This is a genomic window from Arthrobacter pascens (assembly GCF_017052465.1).
Lineage (GTDB): Bacteria > Actinomycetota > Actinomycetes > Actinomycetales > Micrococcaceae > Arthrobacter > Arthrobacter pascens.
Map to the genome: position 1 here is coordinate 142,025 of NZ_JAFHKT010000143.1, position 12,276 is coordinate 154,300.

13 protein-coding genes are annotated in these 12,276 nt (G+C 67.2%); 10 read left to right on the forward strand and 3 right to left on the reverse strand.

The genetic code is table 11. The features are described 5' to 3' along the window. Nucleotides 1-6 precede the first annotated feature (6 nt). From JYA52_RS13720 to JYA52_RS13730, 3 genes are read left to right on the forward strand one after another with little or no spacing between them, the layout of a single operon-like run. Nucleotides 7-753, forward strand: coding sequence for a lysophospholipid acyltransferase family protein (locus tag JYA52_RS13720; RefSeq protein WP_205653725.1), 747 nt, complete (start codon nt 7-9; stop codon nt 751-753). Further along, nucleotides 750-1,802, forward strand: coding sequence for an NAD(P)H-dependent glycerol-3-phosphate dehydrogenase (locus tag JYA52_RS13725; protein WP_205653726.1), 1,053 nt, complete (start codon nt 750-752; stop codon nt 1,800-1,802). The genes JYA52_RS13720 and JYA52_RS13725 overlap by 4 nt, the downstream gene beginning before the upstream one ends. A gap of 2 nt (nt 1,803-1,804) precedes the next feature. Then, nucleotides 1,805-2,950 carry a D-alanine--D-alanine ligase family protein gene (locus JYA52_RS13730; RefSeq protein ID WP_205653727.1) on the forward strand — a complete coding sequence of 382 codons (1,146 nt, stop codon included), beginning with the start codon at nt 1,805-1,807 and terminating at the stop codon, nt 2,948-2,950. A gap of 189 nt (nt 2,951-3,139) precedes the next feature. Here the strand turns inward: JYA52_RS13730 and JYA52_RS13735 are convergent, their stop codons facing one another. Then, complete coding sequence (locus JYA52_RS13735; RefSeq protein ID WP_205653728.1) at nt 3,140-3,697, reverse strand: DUF3515 family protein; 558 nt, start codon at nt 3,695-3,697, stop codon at nt 3,140-3,142. 103 nt (nt 3,698-3,800) lie between these two features. Between JYA52_RS13735 and JYA52_RS13740 the strand changes: the two genes are divergently transcribed. From JYA52_RS13740 to rsmD, 4 genes are read left to right on the forward strand one after another with little or no spacing between them, the layout of a single operon-like run. Beyond that, entirely contained in the window at nt 3,801-4,826 is a 1,026-nt protein-coding gene (locus JYA52_RS13740) for a thiamine-phosphate kinase (RefSeq protein WP_205653729.1), read from the forward strand. A 22-nt stretch (nt 4,827-4,848) separates the two neighbouring features. Next, nucleotides 4,849-5,868: a DAK2 domain-containing protein gene (locus tag JYA52_RS13745; protein ID WP_205653730.1), complete on the forward strand. Its 1,020-nt coding sequence runs from the start codon at nt 4,849-4,851 to the stop codon at nt 5,866-5,868. Then, the gene (locus tag JYA52_RS13750; protein ID WP_205653785.1) at nt 5,868-8,123 is read left to right on the forward strand and encodes an ATP-dependent DNA helicase RecG; all 2,256 of its coding nucleotides are present in this window, start codon (nt 5,868-5,870) and stop codon (nt 8,121-8,123) included. Before JYA52_RS13745 ends, JYA52_RS13750 begins: the two co-directional genes overlap by 1 nt. A gap of 60 nt (nt 8,124-8,183) precedes the next feature. Continuing rightward, on the forward strand, nt 8,184-8,789 hold the full coding sequence (gene rsmD, locus JYA52_RS13755) for a 16S rRNA (guanine(966)-N(2))-methyltransferase RsmD (protein ID WP_205653731.1): 606 nt from the start codon (nt 8,184-8,186) through the stop codon (nt 8,787-8,789). Between the two features lie 3 nt (nt 8,790-8,792). On the opposite strand, the gene JYA52_RS13760 is transcribed toward rsmD, so the two are convergent. Next, nucleotides 8,793-9,575 (reverse strand): spermidine synthase, encoded by a 783-nt coding sequence (locus tag JYA52_RS13760; protein WP_205653732.1) that lies wholly within the window; start codon nt 9,573-9,575, stop codon nt 8,793-8,795. Between the two features lie 5 nt (nt 9,576-9,580). Continuing rightward, nucleotides 9,581-10,789: an aminotransferase class I/II-fold pyridoxal phosphate-dependent enzyme gene (locus tag JYA52_RS13765; RefSeq protein ID WP_205653733.1), complete on the reverse strand. Its 1,209-nt coding sequence runs from the start codon at nt 10,787-10,789 to the stop codon at nt 9,581-9,583. 92 nt (nt 10,790-10,881) lie between these two features. Between JYA52_RS13765 and coaD the strand changes: the two genes are divergently transcribed. The 3 genes from coaD (at nt 10,882) to rpmF (ending at nt 12,273) form a co-directional block, all read left to right on the forward strand. Continuing rightward, the gene (gene coaD, locus JYA52_RS13770; RefSeq protein WP_205653734.1) at nt 10,882-11,364 is read left to right on the forward strand and encodes a pantetheine-phosphate adenylyltransferase; all 483 of its coding nucleotides are present in this window, start codon (nt 10,882-10,884) and stop codon (nt 11,362-11,364) included. Nucleotides 11,365-11,508: 144 nt separating this feature from the next. Further along, nucleotides 11,509-12,033 carry a YceD family protein gene (locus JYA52_RS13775; protein WP_205653735.1) on the forward strand — a complete coding sequence of 175 codons (525 nt, stop codon included), beginning with the start codon at nt 11,509-11,511 and terminating at the stop codon, nt 12,031-12,033. A 36-nt stretch (nt 12,034-12,069) separates the two neighbouring features. After that, nucleotides 12,070-12,273, forward strand: a complete 204-nt coding sequence (rpmF, locus tag JYA52_RS13780) for a 50S ribosomal protein L32 (protein ID WP_009356569.1) — start codon at nt 12,070-12,072, stop codon at nt 12,271-12,273. Nucleotides 12,274-12,276 lie beyond the last annotated feature (3 nt).

The following is a 12,276-nucleotide window of genomic DNA, read 5'->3' on the forward strand; positions in this document are numbered from 1 at the left end:
GGCCCGGTGAAGGAATCGGCCAAAAGCCACATCACCTTTGTGATCATTGCCGGGATTGCCCGGCCCCTGCTGAACCTGATGATGAACAAGAAGTGGGAAGGCACCGAAAAACTTCCCGCCGGCGGTTTCATTGCCGCACCCAACCACTGCACCGAGATCGATCCCGTGGTGATCGGGCACATGCTGTACAACCAAAAGCGGGCACCGCACTTCCTTGCGAAGGCCGGCCTGTTCAAGGTGCCGGTGCTGGGCAGCGTGCTCCACGCCGTCAAGCAGATTCCGGTGGAACGCTCGACGGCGGGAGCGAACCGCTCGCTGCAGCTCGCCAAAGAGATAGTGGCCGAGGGCGGGGCGATTGTGATCTACCCGGAGGGCACGCTGACACGCGACCCCGACCTCTGGCCGATGAAGGGCCACACCGGTGCCGCGCGGCTGGCGCTCGAGGGCGGCATCCCCGTGGTGCCCATGGCCCACTGGGGTGCCCATGAGGTCTTCCCCCGGTATGCGAAGCGGTTCCACCTGTTTCCGCGGAAAACATCCAGAATCCTGGTCGGGGACCCCGTGGACCTCTCCCGCTTCGAGGGGCGGCCCAGGGACAAGGCCACCCTCATGGAGGCCACCGAGGTCATCATGGACGCGGTTACCGGACTGCTCGCCGAGCTCCGCGGGGAGCGGGCCCCTGCCAAGCGCTGGGATCCTGCCGCGCACAACCAGACGAAGCACGGCCGCGACGTTGAGCGGGGCGGCAAGTGACCCCTGGGCAGCACCGGAATGGCTCCGCAGTGTCGGTAGCGGTCCTCGGCGCCGGATCCTGGGGCACTACGTTCGCCAAGATCCTCGCCGATGCCGCCACCGCCTCGGGCGTCAACCGCCGCATCCGGATATGGGGCCGGCGGCCGGAGGTCGTGGAGCAGATCAACAGCCTGCACCGCAATCCCCAGTATCTGGCCGACGTCGAACTGCCGCCGAGCATTTCGGCGTCCACCGACGTCGCAGAGGTGCTCGCCGGTGCCGACCTGGTGGTGCTCGCCGTGCCGGCGCAGTCACTGCGGCTGCAGCTGCGCGAGTGGAAAGGCCTGCTGGAACCGGGCGCCCTGGTGGTGTCCCTCATGAAGGGCCTCGAGCTGAGCACTGACGCGCGCATGAGCGAGGTCATCGGGGAGGAGCTGGATATCCCGGATGACAGCATTGCCGTCGTCTCCGGACCGAACCTGGCCATGGAAATCGCCCGGGAAGAGCCCACGGCCTCCGTTGTGGCCTGCTCGGACTCCGCGGCGGCCGGCTGGATCGCGCGAAGCTGCACCGCACCGTACTTCCGCCCCTACACCACCTCGGATGTCGTCGGCGTCGAAATTGGCGGCATCGTCAAGAACGTCATCGCGCTGGCCGTGGGAATCTGTGAAGGAAAGCAGATGGGGGACAACACCAAGGCCTCGGTGATCACCCGCGGGCTCGCCGAGACCTCCCGGCTGGCGCTGGCCCTGGGCGGGGAGGCCCAGACCATGGCCGGCCTGGCCGGTCTGGGGGACCTTGTGGCCACGTGCTCGTCGCCGCTCTCGCGGAACCACACCGCCGGCCGCCTGCTGGGCCAGGGCCTCACCCTGGACGAAGTGGCGGAAAAGATGACGCAAACCGCCGAAGGCATCAAGTCCGGCCAGGCAGTCCATGAACTTGCCGGTAAACTCGGTGTCGAAATGCCCATCACCGCGGCCGTGGTCGCGGTGTTGGCCGGAAGATTGTCCGTTGACCAACTGGGGCCGCTCCTGCTGGCCCGGGATCTGAAACCCGAAGGCGATTACTGACAGTGTCGGAAGAAAACTTGACCGCAGCGGACAACGCCACCACACGCAAACCCCGCGTTGCGGTGCTCTTCGGCGGCCGCTCCAGCGAACACGCCGTCAGCTGCGTCACCGCAGCCGGCGTGCTGGGAGCGATCGACCGCAGCAAATACGAAGTCATTCCGATCGGGATCGCGAAGTCCGGCCAGTGGGTCCTCGCCGCGGGGGACACCGGGCAATGGTCGCTCGCGTCATCCTCGCTGCCCGAGGTGGCGCCGTCGGACCGGACCGTGACACTGGCCCAAATCGGCGGGGAGCACCAGCTGATCGTGGCGTCGCCCAACGAGGTTCCCAAGGAACTCGGAACAGTGGACGTCGTCTTCCCCCTGCTGCACGGCCCGTTCGGTGAGGACGGCACCATCCAGGGGCTCCTGGAGCTGTCGGACACCCGCTACGTCGGCGCCGGAGTGCTGGCGTCGGCCGTGGGCATGGACAAGCACTTCATGAAGGTTGTCTTCGAGGCCGCAGGCCTGCGGGTGGGCCCCTACATTGCCGTGACGGACCGGCAGTGGCGCATCGACCCGGAATCTGTGCGCAAGCGCGTGGACCTTCTCGGCTACCCCGTGTTCGTCAAGCCGGCGCGCGCCGGATCGTCCATGGGCATCTCCAAGGTGGATTCGCTCGATGACCTTGACGCCGCGATTGAAGCCGCCCGCGAACACGACCCCAAGCTCGTCATCGAGGCGGGCATCGTCGGCAGGGAAATCGAATGTGCGGTGCTGGAAGGCCGCGGCTCCGACGCGCCCCGGACGTCCCTGCCCGGCGAGATCACGGTGGCGGCCGGCGACCACGAGTTCTACGACTTCAACGCCAAGTACGTCGATGACGCCGCGGCCCTGAGCTGCCCCGCCGTCATGCCCGAGGAAGCCATAGCACGGGTCCGCGAGCTCGCCGCCGTGGCGTTCGACGCCGTCGGAGCAGAAGGCCTGAGCCGGGTGGATTTCTTCTACACCCCTGACGGTGCGGTCATCATCAACGAGATCAACACCATGCCCGGGTTTACGCCGAAGAGCATGTATCCGCAGATGTGGGCTGCTTCCGGCCTGAGCTATCCGGACCTGATCGACGAACTGATCCAGCTGGCCCTCACGCGCAAGACCGGACTCCGCTAGTCCCCACCGGCACCCTAACCTCGCTCCGCTTCGGCCAGGGAACCCTGCCGGCGTGGGCCCAGCACCGGCACCCTAACCTCGCTCCGCTTCGGCCAGGGAACCCTGCCGGCGTGGGCCCAGCACCGGCACCCTAACCTCGCTCCGCTTCGGCCAGGGAACCCTGCCGGCGTGGGCCCAGCACCTGGCCCGCTACTTGCTGCTGGGCAGGTCCTGGAGATCCTCCTGGCCCACGCAATTGCGGCTCGCCTTGATTTTCGCGGCCGCGGCGGAGAGATCGGCGAGCACGGTGGCCGAGCTGATCTTGTCGGGGTCCATCAGGATCTCGGTGGCCGGCTCGCGCCCGAAGGTGGTCAGCGTCCACACAGGATTGCCCTCCTTGATGACCCAGTCCACGTCGTTGACGCTGACGCAGCGGTCCGTCGTTGGCCCCGGAACGTTGACGCCACAGCGCAGGATGACCCGGGACGGATCGCCCCACGCGGCCGTCGCCTGGCTGTTGGTCTTGCGGAGGCGGTGATCGCCGATGGCGTCAGGGAGCGCCACCATCATGGGCGCGCAGCCCGGATCCGCCGCATCCGCGGCGGGCGCAACATCGACGGCCGGGGCGCAGCCGGCCAGCGCAAGCGCGGCGGCCGCCGTCACGGCGAGGACGGCCGCGGTGCGCCGTCGTTCGGCCGGTCCGCGGAGCCAAAGGCTTCGAGCTGATCTGTTTCCAGCTGGTTCACGGGCGGCGGAGGGGCAGTGCATGGGTTAACCCTATCCCGGAGCGGCCGCCGGAATTGCCTGAATCGTAACCGGGCGCCGGGGTCCCGCAGGAAACAATGTCGGCCCGTCGCGGTAGCGTAGTGGCGTGCCCCAAACACCACTGACTGTCGCAGAACTGTCCGAAGCCGAGCTGCTCACGCGGATCTTTCCGCGGCTGGAGCTTGGCGCGTCGCACAGCGCCGCGGTTCTCCTCGGGCCCGGGGACGATGCCGCCGTGGTCGCCGCGCCGGACGGCCGGACGGTCGTCAGCATCGATACGCAGGTGCAGGACCAGGATTTCCGGCTCCGGTGGAACAACGGCTACCGGACCACCGGCTATGACGTGGGATGGAAGGCGGCCGCCCAGAACCTCAGCGACATCAATGCCATGGGTGCTGCCGCAACCTCAATGGTCGTAAGCCTGACCATGCCGGCGGACACCCCGGTGGACTGGGTCGAGGACCTGGCGGACGGACTCTCCGCGGCCATCGGTAAGCTCGGTGCAGGATCATGCTCCGTCGCGGGCGGGGACCTGGGCCGCGGCGGCGAGCTATCTGTCACGGTGGCGGTCCTCGGCACCCTCAGCGGAGGGCAGCCTGTGCTCCGGTCGGGGGCGGCCGCGGGCGAGACCCTGGCCATCGCAGGGAATGCCGGCCGGGCCGCAGCGGGGCTGGCCCTCCTGGAGTCGCAGCACCCGGTGGAGTCGCTCAGTCCGGATCTGAGGCAGCTCCTTGACCTTCAGTGCCGCCCGGAGCCGCCGCTGGAGGCCGGGCCGCTGGCCCGGATATCGGGGGCCACCGCCATGATGGACATCTCCGACGGCCTGGTGCGGGACGGCACCAGGCTGGCCATCGCGAGCGGCGTGGTTCTGGACCTGGATCCCGGGATGCTGAGGAAGCTGACCGTGCCGCTGCAGCCTGCCGCCGCGCTGCTCGGCGCCGATCCGCTGGCCTGGGTGCTGGGCGGCGGCGAGGACCACGGCCTGCTCGCCACATTTCCCGCGGACGTTCAGCTGCCGCCCGGCTTCACTGGGATAGGCTCAGTACAGGCCCGCGGCACGCATGAAGCGGCGGGCGTAAAGATCGCGGGACGGCCCGCCGACTCCGTGGGATGGGATCACTTTGCAGACTAAGATTGCCGCCAACGCGCTAGCGATGAAGCGTTGGTTGGGCAAGGCAGAGACAGCCCTGGGGAACCACAGCGACCGCCTTAATGCGATCAACATCTTCCCGGTGGCGGACGGCGACACCGGCACCAACCTTTACCTGACCGTTCGGGCGGCTACCCGTGCGCTGCAGGAATCCCGGCCGGAAGACACGGTCCAGAACGACGTCGGCGCAGTCCTTGCCACGGCAGGCCAGGCCGCGATGGAACAGGCCAGGGGAAACTCGGGCACTCTGTTCTCGGTATTCCTGTGCGCCGCCGCCGAGCCCCTGTCCGGGCACACGCGGCTCACTGCCACGCTGCTGGCCGCAGCGCTGAACCGGGCACAAATCCGCGCCTGGTCTGCTCTCAGCGATCCCGTTCCCGGAACCATGCTCTCCGTCATGGAGGCAGCGGCGCGGGCGGCGGCCGCCGTCGACGCCGCCCAGAATGGAAATGACAGCAACCAGGCCCTGGGCATGGTGCTGGACGCCGCGGTGGGGGCCGCCCTCGACGCCGTCATCCGCACCGAGGCGCAGCTGGATGCCCTGCAGGCCGCCCACGTCGTGGACGCCGGCGGGGTCGGAATGCTCCTGATCCTCGATTGCCTGCGGTCGGCGGTGCTCGGCGGGGAACTCCAGAACGAACTGCTGGACGGTCTGCACGGCTACGATGTGCAGGATCCCCACATCCATGCCGACCTGCCGGACGACGACGGCGTGGAGGTCATGTGCACCGTCAGCCTGTCGCCGCTGGACGCCGCCACACTCAGGCAGCGCCTCGATGAACTCGGGGATTCGGTGATCCTGAGCCAGGTGGACCGGTCGCCGGATCCGGAGGGCCGGTACCGCTGGCGCGTGCATGCCCATGTCCTGGAATCCAGGCCCGCCCTCGAGATGATCCGTACCCTCGGGCAGCCCACGGACGTCTCTGTCAGCGAGCTTGCAATGCCGCGGGACCCCGACCCGCTGGTGGCAGATGCCCAGAGCTTCGACGCCCGGGGCCTTGAAGCCCGGAGCCTTGATGGATGATGAACACCGAGCTTGAACTGGGCCTGGAGCGCCGGATCGGCAAACGCTCCGCCGCCGTCGTCGAAAAACACCTGGGCATCACCACGGTGGGCGGACTGCTCAACTACTTTCCGCGCCGGTACCTGAGCCGGGGAGAGCTCACGCCCATCAGCGAGGTTCCGCTTGATGAAGAAGTGACGCTCATCGCACGGGTTATCTCCAACAGCACCCGGCAAATGCGCGCCCGGCGCGGCTCCCTGACCGACGTCGTGATTTCCGACGACGCCGGCAACCCGCACCGGCCGGGCCGCCCCGGCTCCGCGATTCCGGGAACTTTGAAGGTCAGCTTCTTCAACGGCTACCGTGCCAGGGCCGAGCTGCAGCCCGGCCGCCGCGCAATGTTCTCCGGCAAAGTCACCCGTTATGGCGGGTCGCTGGGACTGACCAACCCGGATTTCCTGCTGCTCGACGAAGACCCCGACACTCCCGGCATGGATCCGGAAAAGCTTGCGGCAATGCCCATCCCCGTCTATCCGGCCACCGCCAAGCTCACCAGCTGGTCCATCCAGAAGGTCATCTCCACGCTGCTGGACACGGTGGACCTCGGTGCTCTGGCGGACCCGCTGCCGGCCGCCGTTTCGGCCCGTGAGAAGTTCCTGCCCATGCCGGAGGCGTACCGCCTGATCCATGCCCCGCAGACGCCCGAGGACTGGCGCCGGGCACGTGACCGGTTCCGCTACCAGGAGGCCCTGGTCCTGCAGTCGGCCCTGGCACGCCGGCGTGCCCAGCTGGCCGCCGAGGAAGCAACGGCGCGGAGACCGGTGCCGGACGGGCTACTGGCCGCCTTTGACCGCCAGCTTCCGTTTACCCTGACCGCGGGCCAGTCGGCCGTGGGCAAGACCCTCGCCGGCGAGCTGTCCCAGGACGGCCCCATGAACAGGCTGCTGCAGGGCGAAGTCGGCTCCGGCAAGACCATCGTGGCGCTCCGGGCCATGCTCCAGGTGGTGGATGCCGGAGGACAGGCCGCACTGCTGGCGCCCACGGAAGTCCTGGCCGCACAGCACTTTGACTCCATCCGGCGGACGCTCGGTCCTCTCGCCAGCGACGGACTACTGGGCGGCCTGGGCGACCACACCGTCCAGGTCAGCCTGCTCACCGGCTCCATGCCCACCGCCGCCCGCAAGCAGGCACTGCTCGACGCCGCGTCCGGAACTGCCGGGATCGTCATCGGCACGCATGCCCTGCTCAGCGACAACGTCTCCTTCTACGACCTCGGCCTCATCGTGGTGGACGAGCAGCACCGGTTCGGTGTGGAGCAGCGCGATGCCCTCAGGGGCAAGGCGAGCAAACCCCCGCACCTTCTGGTCATGACGGCCACACCGATTCCCCGTACCGTGGCCATGACGGTATTCGGGGACCTCGAAACGTCCGTGCTCGACGAACTCCCGGCCGGCAGGGCACCGATCTCCACGCATGTCGTGGGCCTGGCGGAGAACCCCGGCTGGGCGTCACGGATCTGGTCACGGTCCAGGGAAGAGATCGACGCCGGGCACCAGGTCTACGTTGTGTGCCCGAAGATCGGAACGGACGACGACGGCGACTTCAGTCCCGGTGAAGCGGAACCGGGGCCCGGGGACCTGGAGGATGACGGAGCCGCGCGCGAGCTCGCCTCGGTGACCGCCGTCGTCGAACATCTCCGGGAGGAACCGGCGCTGGCCGGGATACCCCTGGCGCCCCTGCACGGGCGCCAGGATCCGACCGTGAAATCCGGGACCATGGCGTCGTTCACGGCCAACGAAACGAAGCTTCTGGTGTCCACCACGGTGATCGAGGTGGGGGTGGACGTCCACAACGCCACCCTGATGGTCATCCTGGATGCTGACCGCTTCGGGATATCGCAGCTCCACCAGCTGCGGGGCCGGGTGGGCCGCGGAGGGCTCCCGGGCACCTGCCTGCTGGTCACCGCGCTGGAGCCGGGACATCCCAGCCGCCGCAGGCTGGACGCCGTCGCGGCGACCACCGACGGGTTCGAGCTGTCCCAGGAGGACCTCAAGCTGCGGCGCGAGGGCGACATCCTGGGTGCGTCCCAATCCGGTGGCAGGTCCACGCTGAAACTTTTGAGGGTGCTGGAACACGAGGACATCATCGCCCGCGCCCGGCAGGATGCCCAGGAGATTGTGGGCCGCGACCCGTCACTCGCGGACCACCCGGTTTTGGCGGAGGCCATCAACGACTACCTCAACCCCGAAAAGGAGGCGTTCCTTGAACGCGGCTAGCACCACCCATGCGCTGGGACCTGACGCAACCGCACCCCGGACGGAACCGGGGCCGGCAGCATGAGCCGGATCGTGGCAGGCGCTGCGGGGGGAACGCCGCTGGTCAGCGTGCCGGGTTCGCTGACGCGGCCCACCACCGACCGCGTCAAGGAAGCCCTCTTTTCCCGGCTGGACGCCTTCGACGTCTTGGCCGGTGCGCGCGTTGTTGACCTGTACGCCGGGTCCGGATCACTGGGCGTGGAGAGCGCCAGCAGGGGAGCGCAGACCGTTGACCTCGTCGAATCGGCTGACAGGGCCAGCGGTGTGTGCCAGCGGAACGCGGACCTGATCAACACCGTGCTGGGCCGGAAGGCAGTCACCGTGCACCGCTCGCGGGTGGAGTCTTTCCTGGAGCGGACAGCCGACGACATCCAGTGGGACGTGGCTTTCCTGGACCCGCCGTACCCCCTGGACGAACCGGCACTGGCCGCCGTCCTGGCGAAACTCGGCCGGCACCTGGCGGCCGGCGCCGTGGTGGTGGTGGAACGGTCCTCCAGATCCCCGGAACCCTCCTGGCCCGCAGCCCTGGAACGGTTCGCAGACAAAAAGTATGGCGAGACGCGGCTGTGGTTTGCCGAGCCGGCCAGCGACCAGGAAGTGGACCTGGGCCAGGCGGCGGAGGACTAGGCGTCAGCCTGAGAACGGGTCCAGTTCCACTCCGGCCAGCACCTTGGCCGGATGCGGCCCCCGGGCAGTCAGGGCAGCGGTCCATTCGGCCGGCCAGGGCTTCTGCGTGCCGGCCAGGATGATGTTCCCGGGATACCGGCCCGTGAACATGCCGGACTCGGCGGTGGCGGCCACGTCCGTCATGGCCCGCCGCAGTGCAGCGACCTGGCTGCGGACCAGGGTAAGGCCCGGCTCGTCGCCGACATTCACGATCAGCACGCCCCGCTCGGACAGCAGCGCCGCTGCTTCCTCGTAGAACTCCGTGCAGGCCAAGTGCTCCGGAGCCTCGGGGCCCGAGAAGATGTCCAGGATCACGACGTCGAAGCGCACGTCTGCCGGAAGCTCCGCCAGTGCTGCGCGGGCGTCGCCGATGACCGTGTGCAGCCGGGTTCCCTCGGGCAACGGCAGCTGCTCCAGCACGAAGTCCAGCAGTTCGCGTTCCAGTTCCACCGCATACTGCAGTGAACCGGGGCGGGTTGCCTGGATGTACCGGGCCAGGGTCAGCGCACCGGCTCCAAGATGCAGTGCCGTGACCGGCTCGCCCCACGGGGCGGCCAGATCCACCAGATGACCGATCCTGCGCAGGTACTCGTAGAAGATGTCCTCCGGGTCCGCCAGGTCGACATGCGACTGTTCCGCTCCGCCGATGCTGAGCACGAAGCCGCCGTCGGTGTACGTGTCGGGTTCGATGACGGCGTGCTGGCCGGCGCCGCGCAGGTAGCGGGACACCGGTGCCGGGCCATTCACCGCTGTCAGAGCCTGTCCCGCAGCGTCGCCAGCCGGGCGGCCGCTTCCTCAAGGACTTCGGTCTTCTTGCAGAAGGCAAACCGCAGCAGGCTCCTGGTCCGCTCGGCACCTTCTGGGTGGCAGAACACCGGAACCGGGATGGCGGCCACGCCCACGAGTGCCGGCAGCCGGCGGGCGAGCTCCACAGAGTCGCTGATCCCCAGGGGAGAGGTGTCGACGTTCACGAAATACGTGCCCCTCGGTGTGAACACGTCCAGGCCGGCCGCCCGGAGGCCGCCGCTCAGGATGTCGCGTTTCTTTCCCAGCGTGACCGCGATGTCCTCGTAAAAGGAGTCGGGCAATCCCAGCCCGGTGGCAATGGCGCTTTGGAAAGGCGTGCCGGAACTGTAGGTAAGGAACTGCTTCACGGTCCGGATCGCCGAGACCAGGTGCTCCGGGACGCTCAGCCAGCCGACCTTCCAGCCCGTGAAGGAGAAGGTCTTCCCCGCCGAAGAGATGGTGACGGTCCGCTCGGCAGCCCCGGGAAGGGTGGCAACCGGGATGTGGCGCACGCCGAACGTGAGGTGCTCATAGACCTCGTCCGTGATGATGAGGGCACCGTGCTGCCGCGCCAGGTCGACCACGCGCTGGAGGACTTCCGCCGGGAAGACGGCTCCAGTGGGATTGTGCGGATTGTTGATGAGCACGGCCTTGGTACGGCTGCTGAAGGCATCTTCAAGCGCAGTGAGATCGGGCATGAAGTCCGGGGCCAGCAGCGGCGCCGTGACGTGGGTGGCTCCGGACAGGCCGATGATCGCGCCGTAGGAGTCATAGAACGGTTCGAAGGTCAGGACTTCGTCGCCCGGGCCCACCAGCGCCATCAATGAGGCGGCGATTGCTTCGGTGGCGCCCGTGGTGACGATGATTTCGGTGTCGGGGTCCGGAGCCAGCCCGTAGAAACGCTGCTGGTGTCCCGCGATGGCCTGCCGGAGTTCGGGGATCCCCTTGCCCGGCGCGTATTGGTTTGAACCCTGCGCGATGGCGGCCTGGGCCGCGGCTTTGATCTCCGCGGGGCCGTCCTCATCCGGAAAGCCCTGGCCGAGGTTGATGGCCCCGGTCCGGACGGCCAGGGTGGTCATTTCCTCGAAGATCGTGACGCCCAGGGTGCCGTCCGAAGCCAGGAGGTTGGCCCCCGTGGCAGCGCGCTGCCACGGGGCCGGAAGTGTCTCTGTCATTGCCGTCCTGCCTGTCCGTTCAGCCCGCTTTCCCACGCGGCCGATGCATCAAATCATGGTATCCCGGCTGGCAGATGCGGTAGGTTCGGAGCATGAGACGCGCCGTATGCCCAGGCTCCTTCGACCCCATCCACAATGGACACCTCGAGGTCATCGCCCGAGCCGCGAGCCTCTTCGACGAAGTGATCGTGGCAGTATCCACCAACTACGCCAAGAAGTACCGCTTTCCCTTGGAGGACCGGATCGAGATGGCCAAGGAGACGCTTGCCTCCCTGCGCGGCATCGTCGTGGAACCGGTCGGCGAGGGCCTCCTTGCCGAGTACTGCCGCCAGCGGGGGGTTTCGGCCATCGTCAAGGGCCTGCGGTCGTCGTCGGATTTCGACTACGAACTGCCCATGGCCACCATGAACCGCCAGCTCAGCGGCGTGGAAACGGTGTTCTTGCCCGCCGAGTCGCACTACCTGCACCTGTCCTCGACTCTGATCAAGGAAGTGTTCACGCTCGGCGGCAACGTGTCGGAGTTTGTGCCGAGGTCCGTCTTGAAACGCCTCCTGGCGGGGCCTGCGTCCGGCTAGCAAAACATGAGGGTAAGCTTGACCGGTACATTCCGGCGCCCGTGGCCGGCATCCGGTTTGAGTCCTTCGCGGACTTCGGGCTAAGATAATACGTCGGTCATATGTTCAACAGGAGTTCTCATTAAGCGAGATGCTAGTTCGCCCTTGATGCTTGATGTCAAGGACCTCGGACGCAGTCCGGGGAGCATGCGTACACTGACGGAACATGTACCCGCGCCAAGTGATCTTGGCGTGGCGCTCATTGGCGTTCAGGAAGGCTCGGACATCGAGTTGGACCTGAGGCTTGAGGCCGTACACGAAGGAATTCTGGTATCAGGAACCGCAGTCGCCGAAGTAACCGGTGAGTGCGGCCGATGCCTGGATCCCCTTGCGTATGACCTTGAAGTCAATGTGCAAGAACTTTTCTTCTACGAGGGCGCTTTGCCTTCCGACGAAGAAGACGATGAAGAGCAACGTCGAGTCGAGCACGATCTGATCGATCTTGAGCCGGTGTTGCGGGACGCAGTTGTAACCATGCTGCCGTTCCAGCCGGTGTGCCGGGAAGACTGCCAGGGCCTGTGTTCCGAATGTGGAGCGCGCCTGGAAGACGAGCCGGGGCACCACCACGAGGTCGTAGATCCTCGCTGGGCTGCCCTAGCTGATCTGGCTAAGCCTGACCGGCAAAATTGATTTGTAAGTGTTTTTCTAGAGAGAAATGAGTTAGCCGTGGCTGTTCCCAAGCGGAAAATGTCTCGCTCGAATACCCGCGCCCGCCGCTCCCAGTGGAAGGCGACTGCCCCCCACCTGGTGAAGACCGTCGAGAACGGCCAGGTTACTTACAGCCTGCCGCACCAGGCAAAGGTCGTTACCGACTCGGCTGGCACTGCGCTGTTCCTTGAGTACAAGGGCCGCAAGGTCGCGGACGTCTAATCG